16 protein-coding genes and 2 pseudogenes are annotated in these 20,087 nt (G+C 61.2%); 5 read left to right on the top strand and 13 right to left on the bottom strand.

What is annotated here, in order from left to right; genetic code table 11:
• Positions 1 to 689 precede the first annotated feature (689 nt).
• Complete coding sequence (locus EJ078_RS23910) at positions 690 to 2,495, top strand: hypothetical protein (RefSeq protein WP_245457050.1); 1,806 nt, start codon at positions 690 to 692, stop codon at positions 2,493 to 2,495.
• A 67-nt stretch (positions 2,496 to 2,562) separates the two neighbouring features.
• Here EJ078_RS23910 and EJ078_RS23905 read toward each other — a convergent pair whose 3' ends face one another.
• The 3 genes from EJ078_RS23905 to EJ078_RS23895 form a co-directional block, all read right to left on the bottom strand.
• On the bottom strand, positions 2,563 to 2,967 hold the full coding sequence (locus EJ078_RS23905; RefSeq protein WP_127215398.1) for an Hsp20/alpha crystallin family protein: 405 nt from the start codon (positions 2,965 to 2,967) through the stop codon (positions 2,563 to 2,565).
• A 12-nt stretch (positions 2,968 to 2,979) separates the two neighbouring features.
• The gene (locus tag EJ078_RS23900) at positions 2,980 to 3,414 is read right to left on the bottom strand and encodes an Hsp20/alpha crystallin family protein (protein ID WP_164747352.1); all 435 of its coding nucleotides are present in this window, start codon (positions 3,412 to 3,414) and stop codon (positions 2,980 to 2,982) included.
• Between the two features lie 625 nt (positions 3,415 to 4,039).
• Positions 4,040 to 4,258, bottom strand: coding sequence for a hypothetical protein (locus tag EJ078_RS23895; RefSeq protein WP_127215396.1), 219 nt, complete (start codon positions 4,256 to 4,258; stop codon positions 4,040 to 4,042).
• 485 nt (positions 4,259 to 4,743) lie between these two features.
• Here EJ078_RS23895 and EJ078_RS23890 point away from each other — a divergent pair, with 485 nt between their 5' ends.
• The 4 genes and pseudogenes from EJ078_RS23890 to EJ078_RS23880 all read left to right on the top strand — a co-directional run bounded on the left by EJ078_RS23890 (position 4,744) and on the right by EJ078_RS23880 (position 8,047).
• Entirely contained in the window at positions 4,744 to 6,075 is a 1,332-nt protein-coding gene (locus EJ078_RS23890) for a sorbosone dehydrogenase family protein (protein WP_127215395.1), read from the top strand.
• Positions 6,076 to 6,124: 49 nt separating this feature from the next.
• Positions 6,125 to 6,332: pseudogene (locus EJ078_RS30540) on the top strand (aldehyde dehydrogenase family protein); the annotation flags it as partial.
• Between the two features lie 16 nt (positions 6,333 to 6,348).
• Positions 6,349 to 7,179, top strand: a complete 831-nt coding sequence (locus EJ078_RS23885) for an alpha/beta hydrolase (protein WP_127403285.1) — start codon at positions 6,349 to 6,351, stop codon at positions 7,177 to 7,179.
• 616 nt (positions 7,180 to 7,795) lie between these two features.
• Positions 7,796 to 8,047 (top strand): hypothetical protein, encoded by a 252-nt coding sequence (locus EJ078_RS23880; RefSeq protein WP_127215392.1) that lies wholly within the window; start codon positions 7,796 to 7,798, stop codon positions 8,045 to 8,047.
• Between the two features lie 362 nt (positions 8,048 to 8,409).
• Here EJ078_RS23880 and EJ078_RS30770 read toward each other — a convergent pair whose 3' ends face one another.
• The 10 genes and pseudogenes from EJ078_RS30770 to EJ078_RS23835 all read right to left on the bottom strand — a co-directional run bounded on the left by EJ078_RS30770 (position 8,410) and on the right by EJ078_RS23835 (position 20,077).
• Positions 8,410 to 8,532, bottom strand: a complete 123-nt coding sequence (locus EJ078_RS30770) for a hypothetical protein (RefSeq protein WP_259979830.1) — start codon at positions 8,530 to 8,532, stop codon at positions 8,410 to 8,412.
• A 135-nt stretch (positions 8,533 to 8,667) separates the two neighbouring features.
• The gene (locus EJ078_RS23875) at positions 8,668 to 8,946 is read right to left on the bottom strand and encodes a hypothetical protein (protein ID WP_245456985.1); all 279 of its coding nucleotides are present in this window, start codon (positions 8,944 to 8,946) and stop codon (positions 8,668 to 8,670) included.
• 893 nt (positions 8,947 to 9,839) lie between these two features.
• Complete coding sequence (locus EJ078_RS23870) at positions 9,840 to 11,450, bottom strand: GMC family oxidoreductase N-terminal domain-containing protein (protein WP_127215082.1); 1,611 nt, start codon at positions 11,448 to 11,450, stop codon at positions 9,840 to 9,842.
• Positions 11,447 to 12,964 carry an FGGY-family carbohydrate kinase gene (locus EJ078_RS23865; protein WP_127215083.1) on the bottom strand — a complete coding sequence of 506 codons (1,518 nt, stop codon included), beginning with the start codon at positions 12,962 to 12,964 and terminating at the stop codon, positions 11,447 to 11,449. Before EJ078_RS23865 ends, EJ078_RS23870 begins: the two co-directional genes overlap by 4 nt.
• Positions 12,957 to 13,799 carry a class I fructose-bisphosphate aldolase gene (locus EJ078_RS23860; RefSeq protein ID WP_127215084.1) on the bottom strand — a complete coding sequence of 281 codons (843 nt, stop codon included), beginning with the start codon at positions 13,797 to 13,799 and terminating at the stop codon, positions 12,957 to 12,959. Before EJ078_RS23860 ends, EJ078_RS23865 begins: the two co-directional genes overlap by 8 nt.
• A complete protein-coding gene (locus tag EJ078_RS23855; protein ID WP_127215085.1) occupies positions 13,790 to 15,520 on the bottom strand; it encodes a glycerol-3-phosphate dehydrogenase/oxidase in 1,731 nt (576 codons plus the stop codon). Before EJ078_RS23855 ends, EJ078_RS23860 begins: the two co-directional genes overlap by 10 nt.
• A 58-nt stretch (positions 15,521 to 15,578) precedes the next feature.
• A complete protein-coding gene (locus tag EJ078_RS23850; protein WP_127215086.1) occupies positions 15,579 to 16,574 on the bottom strand; it encodes an aldo/keto reductase in 996 nt (331 codons plus the stop codon).
• A pseudogene (locus tag EJ078_RS23845) lies at positions 16,564 to 17,528 on the bottom strand (sugar-binding transcriptional regulator). Before EJ078_RS23845 ends, EJ078_RS23850 begins: the two are co-directional and overlap by 11 nt.
• Before the next feature lie 18 nt (positions 17,529 to 17,546).
• Positions 17,547 to 18,542: an ABC transporter permease gene (locus EJ078_RS23840; RefSeq protein ID WP_208720862.1), complete on the bottom strand. Its 996-nt coding sequence runs from the start codon at positions 18,540 to 18,542 to the stop codon at positions 17,547 to 17,549.
• A 14-nt stretch (positions 18,543 to 18,556) separates the two neighbouring features.
• Positions 18,557 to 20,077: a sugar ABC transporter ATP-binding protein gene (locus tag EJ078_RS23835; RefSeq protein WP_127215089.1), complete on the bottom strand. Its 1,521-nt coding sequence runs from the start codon at positions 20,075 to 20,077 to the stop codon at positions 18,557 to 18,559.
• Positions 20,078 to 20,087: the final 10 nt, after the last annotated feature.

The raw sequence follows: 20,087 nt of genomic DNA, 5'->3' as shown, positions 1-20,087 counted from the left end.
AGCCCAACTGCCACCCGAGGCAAGTCTCTATTATGAGCCAGCCGTTCGGCCGGCGATAGGCGAATAACTTTCAGCTGATTAGTATCCCGCGGTGCGTATCCCTGCTTCACACCGGTGCCGAACGCAGCGCCTGATACCAACCGGCTCGAACTGACCACCCGCGAAGGCGCTCGAGTTCCTTGCGCGCTCGAAAGCCTGCAGCACCACCGCCCAATTCTAAGCCCTTCGTCTGACCGAATAGCCGTTGTGATGACGCAGAATTCTCTGAAATAATAGCACGCGCTATCTGAAGGCGTGCCAATGTTTATAGAACTCCAAGTCGCGCCTCGAGGCTGAATTTGAGCCCCGAATTAGGCGCGGGCAGCTTCGAATGGATCGGGGTCAATTGGCCGGCAGGAAGGAGTAGCTCGAACACGGCTTTGCCAGCTTGTCACGTACGCCGTCTTGGCGCAGGGCCGTCGCGCCTGTCGGCTCGCATCATCTTAGGAATACCGGCATTGAACGCGCATGTGTGAGACCGGCTGCGCCTGTGTTTGGAGGTCTCTGGTTCTTCGCTGCCTCTCGGTACGATTCTCACGCACCATTCGTCTCGAGTCACGTGAATGGCGCGGTCGAATACGACGGTTCGAGGCTGCTGCGATCAGGCTGACGCTAGGTGTTTTTGTGACGTGCGGTGAAGGAGACACTATATGTCCGAACTACTTTGGATCCCGGGCATTGGCGGGAGCCTTGGAAACGACGCGACTTGGTTCGGCTTCTGCTCCTCCCTCAAAGGCCTTCAGACGATCGGCGACGGACCGGTCCCAACCGCTGGAACTGGCGCTCCGGCTGCCGATATTGACAGCAGGCCAAGGGCTTCGGCGATCGAGGAACCGACTCCCGATTCCGGCAGTCTTGCTGCCGGAATCGGCAAAAGCATTCATAGCGATGGCCCGGATTTAGCCGCGACCAGAATCGATGCCCTCATTGCCGCCTGCACTTCGACAGGCGGGATCAATGCCGGCCTGAACGGCCTTGCGGAAGCTGCAGCCAGAATTGGTATTCATCTCGACGGCACCTTTCCTGAGAGCGCGACAGGATATGCCTCGGGCTTATGGCATCGTGCGGGCCTCCCAGATGCCACCCACGAAAACACCAGTGCCGGTGCCGCATCCACGACCGGCACCGCAACGGCGAGCGCATTGACCGCCACCAGTGCCCTGGGGGCCGACCCGGTGTCCGAAACGAGGATCGCGACCGCAGGGGACGACGTCGAGGAGAAAGGCTCCGGCTCGATTTCGACCAACATCAACGATCTGGAGTTGGGTTTTGACAGCAGCACCCGCCAGACGGTCGGTCTCCGCTTCACCGGTATCGATATCCCGCAAGGCGCGATCATCACCAGCGCCTACATCCAGTTCCAGGCCAATGAGGTGAAGACCGGCGCGACCTCGCTGGTGATCAAGGGCCAGGACACCGACGACGCAAGCCCCTTCACCAGCACCAGCTTCAATGTATCGTCACGGGCAACGACCGACGCGTCGACAGCTTGGACGCCGGCCCCGTGGACCACGGTGGGCGAGCAGGCCCTGGCCGAGCGCACGCCAGACCTCACGGCTATCGTCCAGGAGATCGTCAGCCGCTCGGGCTGGGCAGCGCTCAACGACATGGCTTTCCTGATCACCGGCACCGGCACGCGCACCGCCGATTCCTACGAATACAATCCGACCAGCGCGCCGCTGCTGCACATCGAATATGTCTTGCCGGGATCCGGAAGTCCGGTGGCCTTCAACACACCGGCCGATGCCGATCCCGCTGCCAACCAGATCGCCGAGCTCGCCGCGGCGGGAGCATCCACCGGGATCACCGCTTCGGCCACGGATCCCGACGCCGGCGCGACCGTCAGCTACAGCATCAATGATGCGCGCTTCGCTATCTCCAATGCCGGCGTCATCACGCGCGGCCCTTGGCACACTCGACTTCGAGACCCATTCGTCCATCAATCTGACGGTGACGGCGACCTCCTCCGACGGCAGCACGGCCAACAAGAGCTTCACCCTCGCCGTTCTCGACAGCCCGGAACCTGTAAAGTTCAACGCGCCGCCCGATGCCAACACCGCGGCCAACCAGATCCTCCAGAATGCCGCCGCCGGTACTGCCGTGGGCATCACCGCCTCGGCCAAGGATCCCGATGCCGGCTCGACGGTCACCTACACGATCGACGATTCGCGCTTTGCCATCAATTCCAGCACCGGGGTCGTCACGCGCTCGGGCACCGGCAGTGCTTTCAGACGGTCACAGGTAGATGCGAGGACGACCCGTGCCGCCGCGACCATGATCGCATGCCCGTTGAGATGTTCTATTCGGACAGAAGTCGTAGAGACTCACACTTTGGTCCCTATGCTGAAACCTTCGCCCTGCTGCATCATTTGATAGAGCCGGCGAGCATGGGGTTCCTTCGTTCGACGGCAGTGAAGAGAGTGAATAGATGGCCCGCCATTCCGTGCCTGGAGTGACGGGCATCGGTTGCTTCAAGGATCGGGTCTCTGATTCGCATCGTCAACCTCATCTAGCCTCTAAGGGCTAAGCCATCTTGAGTTGGATTTTGCGGGCCTTGGCCGGCGCCGCCTTGGGCAGCACCAGACGCAGGACGCCGTTCTTCTGGGACGCCTCGATGCCGTCGCGGTCGATGTCCTCGGATAGCATGAAGACGCGCTCATAATCGCCGGCGCTGTATTCGGCATAGACCTGACGATAATTTTCATGCTGTTGATCGGCCGCGTAGCCGCGGATCGCCAGTGTCCGTTTCTCAAGCGTGATATCCACTCCATCCGGGGCGACGCCGGGCATGTCGACCAGAAGGACGACATTGTCCTGCGTCTCATAGATATCGGCGCGCGGCACGAATACGGACCGCGAGCGGGTCCGTTCGCCGCCGTCAGGCTGGCTGATGACCTGGCGATCGGTGGTCTTTAGTTCCTGAGCCATGGTTCCCTCCTCTCATCCCTTGATCTGGATCTTCTTCGGCCGATCCGCCTCCGGTCGATGCAGTTCGACCTCGAGCACCCCGTTGCCGAAACGCGCCTCGACCTGTTCCGGATCGACGCGGAACGGCAGTTGCACCGTCCGGGAGAAGCTTCCCAAGGGGCGCTCGCGACGATGCCAGACGGATTTCTCGTCCTCCGCCCGAGATTCGCATTCGCCCTTCAATGTTAGTGTATTGTCGCGCACCGTAAGTTCGACCTCGTCGGGCGCGATCCCAGGCAGTTCGGCGGTCAGCGCTACGCTATCGTTGCCGACCCAAAGATTGACCGGGGGAAACTCCTGGGCGGCACTGGCCGTCAGGCCGGCCAGACGCTGATTCACTTCCTGTTGCATGCGCCGCACTTCCAGAAACGGATCGAATCCGACGCGGCCCAAATCCGATAACAGCATGGGTATCCTCCTTCGATTGACGACCAGACGCCGCAACGCGCGAAGCACGCGTGCACCGGAAGCGAACTGGATCGAAGGCAATCGGGCGGCGATCAGGCAGAGAACGAGACGGCCAGGAGCCAGCTCGCAACCGCGAGGAGGGAAGTTCGAGCAAACGCCGGAACATATCCTCCATGCGAGCGACATGAACCGAACTCGATCCCTGATAGGACCGTTGTTCCCGTGCCAGGACCCGATAGCGGCATCCGGCAAAAATGAGTTAGGGAGGGCCAAATTGCGTTTCAAGAGGTGGTCTTTGAGACGCTCTGCGATCCCCAACCGGGCCGCTTCGGCCGTGACCGTTAGCCTCACGGCGCCTCAGTAACGGAGCGCCAACCCAAAGCTCGACGGCCCTGCATCGATTGCAGAGAGGCCGTCGGGAGCCGTCAAACCGGCAAAGAGCAAGGCGGCATCGGGCTATCGAGTTCTAGGCCCGCTTGGCGCGGAAGGCATAGCGGCCCGGGCGTGACCAACTTTCGGATCTAGGCCTCGCCTACCGTTGGTCACCGGCAGGGCAGCGCCTAGCTTCGCGGCGAGCACAGGATCGCCAATTGCATAGGTGGTGCTGGGGCGAGATTTCGCGGTGCTAGCGATTGTCAAGCAACACGGCCAACTGTCTGGTGCCGGCGCTTTCTACAATCAGTTCTTCCAGCCATAGCTCGCTGGCACGAGTAGCAGGTGCGCGACGTCTGACGACACGTATCGCGTCTGATATGGAAACTGCTGTGGTCTTCGCATGATCATCCAGGTATCGGCCCACTTCAATCACGACATCCGCATCGACGTTGGGCGGCAATTCTCGCATGGCACCCTCCTGGAAGCACGAGCCCCAAGTATCTCGCTGAGGAGTCGGAGAGTCGACACGGACCAAAGGCCCGTAACGAGACGAGATGTTTTATCGATACAACATGAAGCCGCTGAACGCTCGCTTCGGCTTCTCTGCTTTTTTTGGCTCTTGCGGTGTGCCCACGCTTGCCACCTTCCCAACGAAGGCGCCGGGCTGATCTGGGCGAGATAGATCATGCCGGCGAGCGTATGGCTTGCGACAGGCCAACCAGGCGAGGCGTCATCCAACCAGGCTTATCTTGGTTCGCTCGAGTTTGGGCCGCCGGCGTTGCCGGAATCTCCTCGCGGCATATCTATGGCAGAGAGCAGAGCGTCGCGAACTCCTGGCTCTCAAGCGGATCGGCAACGGATCACGAGCTGCTGTTTTGACGTGATTGGAATACCATGCCGCTGACTAGCGTTTAACCAAAGAGCACGAGGCGAATCCGAACGGAGGGACGTTCGATGCATGCCGGCTTCCCGCAAAACTTGATCCTAGCTGGATTGGGAGTCCTCATGGTCAGCTGCGCTAGCGTCCCAGCTCAGAAAATGGTGGCAGTAAGCGGCTATGGCCCTAACCCTACCCTGCCGAAACCGACACCCACACTGATCCCAACCGTCAACATCGCGGAGGCAACAGGCTGGCAGAAAGGTGGTATGCCAACCCCGGCGAAGGGGCTGAGGGTGACGGCGTTCGCCGCCGGCCTCGACCATCCGCGCTGGCTGCACGTGCTCCCGAACGGCGACGTGCTTGTGGCCGAAACCAATGCCCCTGCCAAGCATGACGCTGGCTTCAGCCTCAGAAAGCTCGTCATGAACCAGGCCATGAAGCGGGCCGGCGCTGCGACCATCAGCGCTAACCGCATCACGCTCCTGCGCGACACCAATGGCGACGGCGTTGCGGATGTGCGCAGAATTTTCGTGGAAGGCCTCAATTCGCCCTTCGGCATGACGCTTTCCAAAGGCAAGCTCTATGTTGCCAACACCGACGCGCTCGTCGCTTTCCCCTACTCCAACGGCCAGACCCGAACAACCGCGCCGCCGGAAAAGATCGTCGACTTGCCGGCCGGAGACATCAACCATCATTGGACCAAGGACGTGATCGCAAGTCCGGACGGACGCAAACTTTATGTCACGGTTGGCTCCAACAGCAACGCTGGAGAAAATGGCATCGCTGCGGAGAAAAACCGCGCCGCCGTCCTTGAGGTGGATCGGTCCAGCCGCAACACCCGGGTTTTCGCGTCCGGGCTGCGCAACCCAAACGGGCTCTCCTGGAATCCTGAAACCGGCGAGCTTTGGGTCGCCGTAAACGAGCGTGACGAGATTGGGGACGATCTCGTGCCTGATTACATCACTTCAGTTCGCAACGGCGCCTTCTATGGCTGGCCCTACAGCTATTATGGGCAGAACGTCGACGAACGCGTCAAGCCGCAGCGCCCTGATCTTGTGGCGGAGGCAGTCAAGCCCGACTATGCGGTCGGCTCCCACACCGCCTCTCTGGGTCTTGCCTTCTCCAGACGCGCGTCGCTCGGCACGGCCTACGGCAACGGCGCTTTCGTTGGCCAGCACGGCTCATGGAATAGAAGCGTGCACAGCGGTTATAAGGTGATCTTCGTGCCGTTCCGCGGTGGTAGACCGAGCGGGCCGCCGAAGGACGTGCTCACCGGCTTCCTCGGACATGATGGCAAGGCGATGGGCCGTCCGGTCGGCGTTGCTGTCGATCGGGCCGGCGCGCTGCTCGTCGCCGACGATGTTGGTAATGTCATCTGGCGGGTCACCCGAGCGAAGGTGCGTTAGCATCAGTGCCTTTCTGGCCGCGTTTTCCGCAACCGCGATCTCCAGCGCCGAGTATGGCCTTGCCGCCTATATCTACGCACGCGTCTTGCAAGGCACCCGCATGGCATCGAAGATCGAGCCCGTTATGATCGCGCTCAATCGCGATCTGATGTCCGACCCTGCCGACCCTCCGCAAGCGTCAAGCAGAGCGGGCTTGGGCGCGAGGGCGGCCAGAAGCATTACAAGCCGAGTTCATGGAGGCGAAATACTCGCCGTGATGATCTGATGAGAGAGATGGCGAAAGACCCATTCCGCACGCTCGATCACGTCCCCGAGTTCGACGACATCGTCGCCGAGATCCGCCGCAGAAGTGCGGAGACCAGGGCGAAAATCCCCATGATCGCTGATGTCGCTTATGGAGCCGGCCACGCTGAAACTCTGGACCTCTTTTTCCCTGAAGGCAGACGCGATCGACTGCCGGTGCATATCTTCATCCATGGCGGCTACTGGCGCATGTTCTCCAAGACAGACTATTCTTACGTCGCGGGATGTGTAACCAAAGCAGGAGCGATCGCGGTCATTATGGGCTATGCGCTGATGCCGGCGGTGAGGATGGCCACGATCGTCGACCAGATACGCCGCGCCAAGCGGTGGGTGGATGAACACATCGAAAGCCACGGCGGCGACCCCGGCAAGTTGACCGTCAGCGGCCATTCCGCCGGCGCGCACCTCGCGACGATGCTTTTCGACGACGACAGCCGACCATCGGGTCTCAAAGGAGCGCTCCTGCTCGGTGGCATCTACGATTTAAGGCCGTTGCAAGAGTCGTTCCTCGCTCCTGAAATAGCCATCACCGATGAAGAGGTTGAGCGGTTTTCGCCGATCGACCATCGTTTCGATCCGTCGGTGACAGTCCAGATCTCGGTCGGGGCGGATGAAACCCCGCCTTTTCATAGCCAGGCTGCGGCTTTTGCGGAGCATCTGAAAAACCAAGGACTGGGTGTTTCACGAACGAGCCTGGCGAGGGTGAACCATATGAGCAGCGTCCGCGATCTGGGCATACCCGACACAGATGCTGCCCGGTCTTTGGTACATCTGCTGGCATCTGTTTCGGGAGTGTCTTGATCCGGCGGAATCGCGCGGGCTTTGACATGCGATGCCAGGGAACCACGATGAAGGCCCTGCCAGCCTCCGTTTGCGCGGCACCGAAGGGGAACTCATCCTGCACAGAGGCCGGCAGGGCGAGCTGGGCGTATGACCGGCCAAGTCATCCGGCCCGCCGTCAAGCGAAGCCGGTGACTTGGGCATATCGGTGGTCGGCGTTGCTACCGTCCAATGAGTGAACGCGAGGGCGCTCAGGAGCACGTGGCGCCGCGGAGCAGCATAGGCGCCGAAATCGCGAGGGCGCATCGCGCAACTCATGAAACCATGTTTCGCAACAGCCGGCTCGAGGGGGCTGTCTCATCAGTTGTCGAATTAGCACCCGGCCTTGCCTCGGTGCACTTCACATGGATCCTAACCGGTGCATCAGCTCCGGACGGCGCACCCGCCGGAACACGGCAAGGCATTCTGCTTCTGGTTGTGAAGGAAGAACCGTCGGGCTGGCGGATAAAGGTGGCTCAGAACACCGACATCGTTCCAGGCGCGATTGCTCCTCCTTCCAACGAAAGAAGGTGAGCGCCCGAGAGGGAACAAGCTGATCGAGTGCAAGTTGGGACGCTCCTTTGTTGGAGTGAGCCTGATGACGGTTAGGCTTTACAGGGTGGAAGAGATGGTCGGCGACATGCCGATATCCTATCGCGTAGCCAGCGCAGACACTCCTTGGGAGGCCGCCAAAAAGGCCACCGGCAAGGACGTCACGGCACGGACAGATGAACGCTTTTGGGTGCGGGTGACCGATGAAGGAAACCGCACGGTTTACAAATATGCCTACAAGTCTCGTGCCTCGGGCGCCTTTAAGGTTCTGGCAGGCTTGGCCGCAAGACTGACTTAGCGAGTCCGCAGAAGAGCCCGCCGCACCTCCTCCGCGAGCGGGCTCTTTGCGTCAGGACCGACCCGACAGGGGGCGCTCGACCGTCTCCCGGGAGCTGCGACCAGGAACCGAACTGCAGCGGAACAAAAAGCCCGCCGACCGGGGCCGACGGGCTTTGATGCGAAACCAGCGAACTCAAGCCGGCTCGACGGGTGGTCCCGAAATTGGGGCAGCCGCTACCGTAGCCAGACGTTCACGCTTGCGGAGAGTGGGCTTCTCGTATGTCTTCTTCACAAAATTCCCCCTATGGTCTTCAAACGCGGCGAAACTGGCCTGTGCTATCGCCGGTTGTCAAGAGCGTTGGGGGCGAGCGCAACTGGCGTTCACTGCATTCCCGTAGCTGCGACTATGATGAGGCCCATCGCAGCCGCAACGATGACAGCCATCATGGCGATCTCAAAGCCGCTTCCGCCGTTGAGTATTTTTTTGTCGGCCATGGTTTTCACGCTTTCCGCTCCTGAACTAGGCGCCCGCCTGTGGGCGACAAGCCACCAAACTTGGTTGGCTCGTCTTCTGGCGAGGGCAGAAGCGCGCCGTCATTTAAAAATGATGGACGTCCCTGCGCAGGCATCTTCGCCGTGTCAATCGGCCAAGCCGCCCCCACGGCGCTGCATCGCTTCTTTCAGAAGGTGAAACACGCTATCGACCTCCTCGTATATCTCTTGCGGCGCGATGCCCTGACGCCCGGCAGTAGCCAGGAGTTCGACGACGAGATCGGCAATGGCCCCTGGGTCTTCGGTGCTCACGTTTGGCAGATGTTCTGCCATCCATCGGTTCAGAAATTTCAAAGCCCGCGCGCTCATGCTGAGGAAAATCTGGCCGCTACCTTCAGGTCCTTCCTCGAAATCCGTCGCATGCAAGAGCCCCCTCGTTAGAGGGGGACGAGCGGGCTCCATGCCTTTCAGACGGCACGGATAGAATGCGAGGTCGACCGGTGCCGTCTGAAAGCAGGATCGCATGCCCGTTGAGATGTTCTATTCAGACAGAAGTCGTAGAGACCGACACTTTGGTCCCTATGCTGATACCTTCGCGCCTCGCTGCGTCATTTGAGAGCCGAAAGCCCTCGCAGTAGGTCAGCTTCGTCGGTGGTGGCCTCACCAATTGGCCAGGCGTCGCTCATCGTACAACCGGTTAAACACCCGCTGGAGCATGTCCAGATCAGCAGGCCCGTAGACGCGACTGCTACGCGACAACGACATAAGCGCCGCCCCTTCAGCACGGCATCTGCCACCATCCACAGACCTGGCAACCTAGAAAGTCCGGCGCTTACGCTTATTGGCAGCGACGGCCGTTTAGATATGCCTAAAGTCGCTTCCAAATATTAAATCCGCCCTGGCGGCTGGCAGTTCGAAGCGTTGTAGTTTGTCTATCCCCTCCCGCTGCAGGGCAAAGGTGCCATCTGCCGAGCCTGAGGTGCCCTCGCGCGAGACCAAGCCGCATGATCCGTGTCTCAGTTTGAACTTTTTTGGGCCACCACGAGCGCACCTTGGTCGTCGCCAGAAGATGACGGGAACGCGCTATGCGTTCCTGCGATTGAGAGCGAGCATCCTCAACGCTCTGTCTGAATTCAAGGCGCAAGGCCCTTGCCCGCTCCGTAATGGCGGAGGAATGATTCAGAAGGGCACGATGGGTTTCGAGGGGAGACATAGCTTGGCTCCGGTCTTATGCAGACGGGAGCGCTGGGTCGACTAACGCTCGTTGCGCTCACAGGACAATCGCACCATAGGAATTGCCCAATAGGGCGTCTGCGATACTAGCGAACCCTCAAAAGCAACTCAGCCGCCTTTTCCGCGATCATTAGCGCAGGGGCGTGCGTATTGCCTGACACAATGGTGGGCATGATGGAACAGTCGGCAATACGCAGGCTTTCGAAGCCGCGCACCTTCAATTCGGGATCTACGACGGCGGCATCGTCCGCACCCATCCTGGCGGTGCCGACGGGATGGAAGATCGTCGTGGCGATGTCGCCGGCGGCGCGCGCGAGTTCCTCAGGCGCCTGGATGTGGACGCCCGGCTTGAACTCCTCCGGTCGATATCGCGCCATCCGCTTCGTGGCCATGAGCCGGCGCGCCGCCGTGATCGAGGCAGCGGCGACTTCGCGGTCCCCATCCGTCGAGAGGTAGTTCGGCGCGATCGCCGGATGGTCCTCCGAGCGCGGCGAGACGATCCGCACCGTCCCACGCGATTCGGGCCTGAGGTTGCACACCGAGACCGTGATCGCCGGGAAGCTGTGCAGCGGCTGGCCGAATGCCTCCAGCGAAAGCGGCTGGACATGGAACTCGATATTGGCTGTCTCGAAGCGCGGATCGGATTTCATGAAGATGCCGAGCTGGCTTGGCGCCATCGACATCGGACCTGATCGCCAAAATGCGTATTCCAACGCGATCCGCACCTTGCCCCACAGGCTTGCCTGCCGCTCGTTCAGTGTCTGAGCGTCGGCGATCTTGAAGGCCGTGCGAATCTGCAAATGGTCCTGCAGGTTCTCGCCAACGCCCGGCAGGTCGTGCTGCACTTGGATGCCATGCCCTTGCAGCAGCGAACCCGGCCCGATGCCGGACAGCTGCAGTATCTGCGGCGTGCCGATGGCGCCGGCCGACAGGATCAGTTCACCGGAAACCTCGACCGATGATGGCGTCCCGTTGTGTCGAAATTCCAGGCCTGTCGCCTTGCGGCCAGAGAGCACAATTCGTTCAGCGTGCGCCTGGGCCAGGATGGTCAGGTTCCTGCGGTTGCGGATCGGACGGATGAAGGCGCGCACTGCGTTGAAGCGGAAGCCGGCTTTCTGGTTCACCTCAAAATAGGACGAGCCGAAATTGTCACCAGCGTTGAAGTCGTCGACTTTGGGCACGCCGAGTTCCTCGGCCGCCTCGCGGACCGCGTCGAGGATCGGCCAGGAGAGCCGCTGGCGCTCGACGCGAAGCTCTCCGCCCTGGCCATGAAAGGCCCCGTTCAGCCGTTGATGGTCCTCGGACCTCTTGAACAGCGGCAACACATCGCCCCAGCCCCATCCGCGATTGCCGAGCTGGCGCCAGTGGTCGTAGTCGGCCGCCTGGCCCCGCATGTAGATCATGCCGTTGATCGACGAGCAGCCGCCCATCACCTTGCCGCGTGGATAGGCAAGCGAGCGGCCATTCAGACCAGGCTCTTCGGTGGTGCGATAGCCCCAGTCGGTCCGCGGATTGCCCATGCAATAGAGGTAGCCGACCGGGATGTGGATCCAGGGATAGTTGTCCGATCCGCCAGCTTCCAGAAGCAGCACGCGTTTCGCCGGATCGGCGCTCAGCCGGTTGGCGAGCACGCAGCCGGACGAGCCTGCGCCGACTATGACGTAGTCGAAGGATCCTATATCCACGCGTTGGCTCATGCCGGGCGTTGTCCAGAGACCAGATCGTTCCATAACGGGCGCATGACGTTGGCAATCTCGCCGGACAGACGATAGCGCCGATCATAGTGAAGCCTTAATCGAGGGTCCGGCCGGTACACTGTGCGCGGCCGCGTCATGGCGGCGATGCCGGCCTCGTAGTCGGCAAACAGGCCGGCCGCAACGCCGGCTCCTATCGCAGCGCCTAAAGCGCCAGTCTCGCGCGCTTCCGGCACGGTGATCGGCACGCCGAGACCATCCGCGAACATCTGCGGCCAGTGCGGGCTGCGCGATCCGCCGCCGGAGAGCACGGCCCGGTCAAAAGTAACGCCGGCTTTCGCCAGCACCTCGATGTGCCGCCGGTGTTCGAACATAACCCCCTCGAAAAGCGCGCGCAGCAAATGCCCTTCCTTGTGCCACCCAGCCAGCCCGTAGAAGCCCGCGCGAAAATCCGAACCCAGGCGCGAGCCATAGAGGAACGGATGGAAAATCGGATCGTCCGTCGCCGGCGTCACCTTGCCGATCTGCTCGTTGCAGTGTCCGAACGGGTCGTCGTGATGATGCCCGCGCTCGACGAGTTCCCTAACGTACCACTCGAGATTGGCCGCCGAAGTTGCGCTGGCCTCGATGTTGACGAAGCGACCCGGACCAAACCGTGCAACCATGAAGACGTTCCGATCGACGACAGGTGCTGTTGAGAACACCTGATTGATCGACCACGTCCCGGCGACGATCGACGCCTCCCCTGCTCCGATTGCGCCGGCGCCCGTGGCGCTCGATACCACGTCAAAGTAGCCTGCGATCACCGGCGTGCCCGCCGCCAAGCCGGTCTGCGCCGCCGCTTCGGTCGTCACTACGCCGGCAATGTCGGCCGGATCGAGTAGACGCGGCAGCTTTGCCCTGGCGTCTTCCAGGCCGTAGAGCGCCAGCAGTTCACCATCATACTCGGCATCCGGCATCCGAACGAAGCCGGCGCCCGACATGTCGGAAACATCGCTCACCCTTTCGCCGGTAAGTCGGAAGGTGATTAAGTCCTTGCACAGCATTACGGTGCGCGCGCTGAAGTAAAGCTGCGGCTGGTTGGCCTTGACCCAGGCCAGCAAAGTCGGGGTTTGCGACGGCCAGGGCTTCTGCAGGCAGATCGCATGCAGCGCGTCGCCCGCCCTCGCATTAAGCGACGCCGCGACATTGGCGGCGCGGGTATCCAGCGACTGGATCCCCAGCAGCGGTCGGCCGGCGTCGTCTATCAGATAGAGGCCGTTGCCATGGCCGGCGCAGCCTACGGCCGCGATGGCCGACGGATCGATCCCGGCTGCTGAGAGACAAATGCGGATCGCCTCGCAGGCGTTCGCCCACAGTTCATCAAGGTCGCGTTCCACATGGCCGGGTTGCGGCGTATGAGAGCGGCCGTCGATGGCATGCATGCCGATCTGCCGACCTGCCAGGTCGAACAGCACGGCTTTGATAACTGTGTTGCCGGCATCGAGGCCGAGCAGGTAACGTTCCTGATCAGCCACGGTTGTAGATATCCCAGGCTTCTTCGCCGCTGGCCTCATTGTGAATCAGCGCCATCAAAGCGCTAACGACTGCCTTCGGATTAGCATGCTGGTAGACGTTGCGACCGTAGACCAACCCCTTCGCGCCGGCCTTCAGCATAGCCGCCGACTTACTCAGGACGATCTTCAGATCCTCCCTGCCGCCACCACGCACGAGCACTGGAACCCTCGCTGTTTCGACGACTTTGTGGAAATCGTTTGGATTCTCGGTCGGGTCGGCCTTGATAATGTCGGCGCCCATTTCCGACGCCAGACGCACCAGAGTGATGATCTTCTCGGCGTCGCCATCGACCTGGTAGCCGCCGCGCACGTCGTTGGGAAGCATAACAAGCGGTTCGATCATCAATGGCATGCCGTAGCGGTGGCAGGCGGCGCGCACGCGGCTGATATTCTCGACGCACTGCCGGAAAAGCTCAGGCTCGTCCGGCAACATGAAGAGATTGACCACCACGCAGGCCGCGTCCATTTCCAGCGCGCCGATGACCGGTTCGTCGGCATTCTGCAGCATCGACCACATGACGCGATGGCGTTGAGCATTGTACGGATTGCCCATATCGATACGCATGACGAGCGCCGGCTTGTCTTTTTCCGGACGCAATTGCAGCAGGTCAGCCTGTCCATAGGCCATCTGTATGGCGTCGGGCTTGGCACGGATCAACGCGTCGACGACGCCCGGCATGTCTTCAAGGCCGACCAGAAAGCTTGGCTCGTTGCAAACGCCGTGGTCGAGCGCCACATCGAGGCATCTGCCGTTCGTGAACATGCGATTCATGCGGGCCTTGCTGCTCACGCGCATGCGATACTCCTGTCATGTGTCCGTTGGTCGAGCGTCCCCCGTGAGACACCGTGATACCGGTCGAGTGCGTCGAGGAAACCATCGATTTCGGAGTGCTGACGCCTTGCATCCCAGCGCCTCTCCTGTGCCAGAATGCCGGCCACGCGTCCAACCAGGTTTGTCGAGAGGCTTCCTCGGATGGCGAGGGCGGTACGGCGCTGCAGCAGGTCCGCAAGAGCGACCACGAACTCATTTCTGCACAGGAAGACGATCTCCGCTTGCGTGATTTCGGTGGCTGCATCCAGCTTCACATCGTCGTTGCGCCCTCTACAAAACGCTGCGACCTCGCGCGCACCTGTACCGTAGGCTTCGACCAGGTGCGAAGCGCGCGAGCGGGCGATTGCAAAATCCCGAACCAGCTCGTCCATCAAACTTTCGCCGTCATCCGAAAAGCCCTTGCCGCCGCCGATCGGCATGGCGATGGTCGATCTCAGGCGGGGCTTTCCCAGTTCGGCCAGCACAGCATCGGCCGTTTGCTCCGCAAACGCCCGGAATGTCGTCCACTTACCGCCGATCATACAGAATTGCGGCACTTCGCCGTCAAGCCGGTGTACGAAATGTCCGCGCGAAATTCGTCCGGTGAAGGCATGGTCGCTCTTCGGCAGCGGACGGATGCCGCTGTAAGTGTAGACGACATGCGAGCAGTTCACGTCGATACCGGGAAACACGGCGCGGATCGCGCTCAGAATGTATTCCAGCTCATCAGCTTCACACCGCACTCGCTCGGCCTGTTTCACCCGAATGTCGGTCGAACCGGCAAGAACCCTGCCGAGATAGGGAAATACGATGCAGACCCGTCCGTCGTCGTTTTCGAAGAAGATCATATGACCGCCAAGCCCCCGGTAAAGAGGCTCGCAATCGAGGATGAGGTGAGAGCCCTTCGTCCCTTCGACGAGACGGTCATCGGTAACTACGTCTCCGCTAAGTTTTGCGACGGCTTCATCGACCCACGCACCGGTGGCATTGACCACAGCCTTGGCGGATACGGTGAGGCGCCCTTCAGTGACGGTGTCGGTGACCACGAAGTTTGAGCCTTCGCGTGACAGTTCTGCGTAGTTCACCGCAACGCTTTCCGGGGCGAAACGCGTGGTATCGAGGAGAAGCTCGACGCCGAGCCGCTCCGGGTAGCTTATCCAGGCGTCGTAGTAGGTGGCCGAGTAGCGCAGCTTTTGGTCCAGGCCCGGCCACTGGGCAAATGTCTGCTGCGCGTTGCGAAAGACATGTCGCGGGAGAATTCGGCGGTGTCGGGTCGCCCAGTCGTATAGGGCGAGACCGGCCTTGACTGCGAGGGCGCCGCGGGTTGAGGGCGTCTCGGAAACGCCCAGGAAGTTGGCGGCGCCGTTCATAAGACCTGAGAAGACGGAGCGGATGGGGATGGTCGTCGGCAGCGGCCTCACCATATGCGGCGCGTTGGCCAGCAAGGCATCGCGCTCGCGCAGCGATTCCCGCACGAGTTCAAACTCGCCGTTCTCTAGATAGCGCAGTCCGCCATGGATCATGCGCGAAGGCGCCGCGCTGCACCCCGAACAGAAGTCGCTGCGCTCGACCAGCAGGACGCGCAGGCCCTGCAATGCCAGATCGCGGAACACGCCGATGCCGTTGATGCCGCCACCCAGAATGATGACGTCGAAAGCGCCGTTGAGGTGAATTTTCTCGAGATTTTCGTCTCTTTGTTCAGGCATAGCTTCGCCGTTGACTGCTGGAGGCGGTCCGATCGTTTTTCGGGTTGTCCTTCGATATTCAGGCATCGAGATCAGTCAGATTGCGTTTCGCTGCCTCGCTGATCCGGCTGATATGTTCCCTGGAAAGATGGATTCGCCCGGCCTTGGCGTTTTCCCTTGCTTGCTCCGGGTTGCGCGCGCCGCACAATGCGAAGGTGATGCCCGGCTGCTGCAAAGTCCAGGCGATCACGATCTGCGCCTCGGTTGCCTCGTGCGCGGCGGCAATCGACCGGATTTCCTGCATCAGCCGCGCGACCTTTTCGCGATTGGCCCGGGAAAACCGTGGATTATTCCTGCGCTGGTCGTCGCCTTCGAAAACGCGTTCAGGACCGACCTTTCCCGACAGCAGGCCAAGAGCCAGCGACGAGTAGCTCAAAATTGAGACCTCGTTCTCGATACAGTAAGGCGCGAGCTTGGTTTCGAGGTCGCGGCAGACCATGCTGTATTCCTGCTGGACCGCGTCCAGCTGGCCGGCCGCGAGGTAGGCCTCGACGTCGGTCAATGTAACGTTGCTGGCGCCGATTGAGCGGATCTTGCCCTGTGTCTTGAGGCGTTGCAACGCCTCCATCGTCTCCGCGACGGGCGTGGTCGGGTCCTGCCAATGGGTGATGTAGTGGTCGATGTGGTCGGTGCCGAGCCGCTTCAGGCTCTGCTCGACTTCAAACGCAATCGAGTCGCCGCCGAGATAACGATGTACCGGACAACCGTCGTAGTCGAAGAAATGATTGCCCCTTGTCGTGTGCCAGACCAGACCGCATTTTGTGGCGAGCACAACCTTGTCGCGCCGACCCTTGATCGCCTTGCCGACGATCTCCTCCGACAAGCCCTGACCATATGCCGGCGCCGTATCGATCAACGATACGCCCTCGTCGATGGAGGCACGGATCGCGTCGATGGATTGGCGCTCGTCGGTCCCGCCCCACATCCACCCGCCGATCGCCCAGGTGCCGAGCCCCACCGCCGATGCCTCGATACGGGAACGGCCGATCTGCCGGGTCAAAACTTCATGCGACATTACGAATGCTCCCGGTATTGTTCAAAACGGCATTGGCCGTGTCCTCGTCAACGACGAGCGATTTTACATATCCGCCGTTCAGCGCCGCACGGATCGGGCGCACCTTTTCGACGCCGGAGGCCACGCCCATCACCACCCGACAACGCGCGAGATCATCAGGGTTCAGCGCCACGAGGCACGAGTTGGGCGGATAGTCGGCGATCGTCCCGTCTTCACGGATAAGATGCGCAAGAAATTCGCCCACCGCGCCGCTCTCGAGCAGCGTCTCGCGATCGGGGCTGGAGGTCGGATGCAGATCGTAGTAGCTCGACCCCGGATTCTGGATCGAGCCGATACCAACCAGCGCGACGGCGGCATTTCGGGCGACGTCGAAAACCTTCCGAACCGAAGCCATGTCCATAAGCAGGTCGCGCTGTTTCGGGCTCTCCGCGAAGAGCGGAGCGTGTAGCAGAAGTGTGGAGCCGCCAAGCCGTTCGGACAGGCGCGTCGCCAGATGCGTGTAGTGCTGCCTGGACGCCCAGTCAGCGGACCACTGTATGTCGAAGTGCGTTCGGCCTGGATGTTCTCGACCACGGCGCTCACCGCCTTGCCGCCAGTAATGGCGATGACATCGCCGTCGCGCAATGTTTCGAGCAACTGGTATGCTGCCGCGCGCCCGACTTGCTGCAATGTGCTGTCGGGGCTGCCTATCACAGTCGGCGTCACCACTGCATTCGCAAGCCCCGCGAACTCCGCCAGTTGCCTCTCAATATCGACCAGCAACTGGAACGGGCTTTCGATGGCGATCTTCACCATGCCCAGCTTGCGGCCCTGCGCGATCAGTCGGTTCACCTTGGACGGCGACAGGTTGAGCGCCGCCGCGATGTCGTTCTGTTTCATGCCGTCCATGAAATGCAGCACCAGCACCGTGTGTATTTGCCGGATCGTCTCGAACTCTTCTCTGCCGTCAGCCATGTCCCAGTCCGATCCCGATCAGCCGCGACGCTTGTTCAAGTAATGGTCGATCGTCACCGCGGTCAGGAGGATCGAGCCCCGGATAATGTCCTGCCAGTATACGGAGACGTCCAGCAGGGCGAGCGAACTGGAAACCACAGACAGCAGTATTGTCCCCAGGATCGAGCCGAGAACCGTGCCTGAGCCACCCTTCAAGCTGGAGCCGCCGATGACCGCGGCAGCAATGACGTTCAGTTCCATGCCCACGCCGAAAGTCGGCTGGGCCGAGCCGAAGCGCGCCATGTAGATGATCCCCGCAACACCGCTCAGGGTCGCGCACAGCGTCGTGGTGAGGAAGATCACCTTGCTGGTGCGGATGCCGGAATAGGCTGCCGCCTTCTCGTTGCTGCCCGTGTAGAACACCTTGCGGAAGACAGTCGTGCGCCGCAGCATGAAGTCGAACGCCACAACGAATATGATGAATATAACGATGACGACCGGCATCGGCCCTATGGACCCCTGCCCGATGAACTTGAACTCCGGCGACAGCGTGTAGAGGCCCAGCGGTCGCCCGCCTGTCCCCAAGAGGCAAAGCCCGCGCGCGACGACCATCACCGCCAGCGAGACGATGAAATGGTGAAGGCCGACCTTGGTGACGAAGAAGCCCATCACCGCGCCAATTGCCGTGCACGCTGCGATGGCAAGCAGCGAAGCAGTCCAGGGATCCAGGCCTTCGAGGAAGAGCAGTCCAGCGATCACCATCGCGAGCGCGGTCACCGAGCCGACCGACAGGTCGATGCCACCGGAGATGAGCAGGATTGTCATGCCGACGACAACGATGCCTTCGACAGCGAAGGCCATCGCCATTGCCCGCATGTTGTCCCAAGTCAGGAAATAGGGCGACGCGAGGGACATCACCACGAACATGGCCGCGATGATGAGGATGAGGCCAGTCTCTCGCATCTTGAGCAATCGGCCGAGCGCGTTTGCGGCGGAGCCGGTCTCACCTTCCAGGGGGCTCGTAGTCGTGGCCATAAATTTCTCGGCGCTCATGACGCGTGCGGCCGCTCGTCGGCGATGGATGCCAGGTACATGATATTCTCCTCCGTCATCTTTTCGCCGGTGACCTCACCTGTTATTCGGCCTTCCCGCACCACCAGCACGCGATCGCAGATGCCTATCAGTTCTGGAAGCTCCGACGAGATCACCACGACACCGACCCCGGCGCGCGCGAGGTCGCGCAGGATGCGATGGATCTCCGCCTTTGCGCCGACGTCGACGCCGCGCGTCGGCTCGTCGAGAAAGATAACCTTCGGCTCGACTGACAGCATCTTGGCGATCGCCACCTTCTGCTGATTGCCGCCGGAAAGCGCCGAAACCGGCTGGCCGACATGACCGCATTTGAGCGTCAGCCTGCGTCCGAGCTCTTCCGCGCGCTGCGTCTCAAATGCGTCGTCGATCAGCCCCAGCCGAGACGCCACCTGCTCGACCGCCAGCGCCGAAATGTTGGAGGCAATCGACATGTCGAGGAACAGGCCGTCCCCCTTGCGGTCCTCCGAAAGATAGACGATGCCGGCGTCGATGCTGTCGCCATAATTCACCAGCGAGAGCAGCTGGCCATGCAAGGCCACCGCGCCAGTCACATCGCCCTCGAGGCGACAGATGCCCTTGACGATTTCGCTCCGCCCCGCGCCAATCAGGCCGCCAAGACCCAGGATTTCGCCTTTCGCAAGTTGAAAGGAAACGTCGCGGAAGCGCGTCTTTTCCGAGAGGTTAGCCACCTCAAGGATGATCTCCCGAGACTTCTCGTCATCACGCTGCTTCTCCGGATAGAGCTTGTCGATGATGCGCCCCACCATCGCTGCCACCACCTGCTCTGGCGTCGTCTCCTTGATGTCTCGCGTAGTGATGTGTTGGCCGTCGCGCAGCACGGTGACGCGGTCGCAGTTGTCGAAAATCTCGGCCATTCGATGCGAAATGTAGATGATGGCGATGCCCTTATCCGCCAGTCTGTGGATGATCTCGAACAGTATCTTGGCTTCGCGTTCGGTCAGTGCGGCGGTCGGCTCATCGAAGATCAGGATGCGGCAATCGAGCGTCAGTGCCTTGGCGATCTCGACGAGTTGCTGTTGAGAGATCGAAAGCACGCCCACGAGCGCCGATGAGTCGATGTCGCCCAATTGCTTAAGAATGGTCGAGGCGCGCGCCTTCAGCTCGGCGTACCTCATCAGCAGCGCCTTGCTGGTGTTTGTCACGCCCATGAAGATGTTTTCGGCGACCGAGATGTCCGGGCACAGCGCGATTTCCTGGTGCACGAAGCCGATGCCGAGTTTCTGAGCCTCGGTCGGCGAGGAGATCGAAACCAGCTTGCCGTCAATGAAAATCTCGCCGCTGTCGGGACGTAGGATACCGTCGATGATCTTCATTAAGGTCGATTTTCCGGCACCGTTCTCGCCGGCGATAGCGTGGACTTCACCACGGCGGAGCTCCAGATCGACACTTCGCAGCGCCGCGACAGGTCCGAACGACTTGCTTAGATTCGATATCTTGAGGATGACGGAGTTATCCATTGCGTCCACG

It is taken from the genome of Mesorhizobium sp. M1A.F.Ca.IN.022.06.1.1, assembly GCF_003952605.1.
Taxonomy (GTDB): Bacteria; Pseudomonadota; Alphaproteobacteria; order Rhizobiales; family Rhizobiaceae; genus Mesorhizobium.
Note: the sequence above shows the minus strand (reverse complement) of the source record. Positions and strands in the feature narration are given on the sequence as shown.

Coding starts and splice junctions, on each gene's coding strand:
- EJ078_RS23850 (WP_127215086.1), bottom strand. CDS start 16,574: ATGTCGCATGAAGTTTTGACCCGGCAGATCGGCCGTTCCCGTATCGAG.
- EJ078_RS23900 (WP_164747352.1), bottom strand. CDS start 3,414: ATGCTGTTATCGGATTTGGGCCGCGTCGGATTCGATCCGTTTCTGGAA.
- EJ078_RS23895 (WP_127215396.1), bottom strand. CDS start 4,258: ATGCGAGAATTGCCGCCCAACGTCGATGCGGATGTCGTGATTGAAGTG.
- EJ078_RS23860 (WP_127215084.1), bottom strand. CDS start 13,799: ATGCGCGTGAGCAGCAAGGCCCGCATGAATCGCATGTTCACGAACGGC.
- EJ078_RS23870 (WP_127215082.1), bottom strand. CDS start 11,450: ATGAGCCAACGCGTGGATATAGGATCCTTCGACTACGTCATAGTCGGC.
- EJ078_RS23885 (WP_127403285.1), top strand. CDS start 6,349: ATGGCGAAAGACCCATTCCGCACGCTCGATCACGTCCCCGAGTTCGAC.
- EJ078_RS23835 (WP_127215089.1), bottom strand. CDS start 20,077: ATGGATAACTCCGTCATCCTCAAGATATCGAATCTAAGCAAGTCGTTC.
- EJ078_RS23910 (WP_245457050.1), top strand. CDS start 690: ATGTCCGAACTACTTTGGATCCCGGGCATTGGCGGGAGCCTTGGAAAC.
- EJ078_RS23840 (WP_208720862.1), bottom strand. CDS start 18,542: ATGGCCACGACTACGAGCCCCCTGGAAGGTGAGACCGGCTCCGCCGCA.
- EJ078_RS23855 (WP_127215085.1), bottom strand. CDS start 15,520: ATGCCTGAACAAAGAGACGAAAATCTCGAGAAAATTCACCTCAACGGC.
- EJ078_RS23905 (WP_127215398.1), bottom strand. CDS start 2,967: ATGGCTCAGGAACTAAAGACCACCGATCGCCAGGTCATCAGCCAGCCT.
- EJ078_RS23890 (WP_127215395.1), top strand. CDS start 4,744: ATGCATGCCGGCTTCCCGCAAAACTTGATCCTAGCTGGATTGGGAGTC.
- EJ078_RS23880 (WP_127215392.1), top strand. CDS start 7,796: ATGACGGTTAGGCTTTACAGGGTGGAAGAGATGGTCGGCGACATGCCG.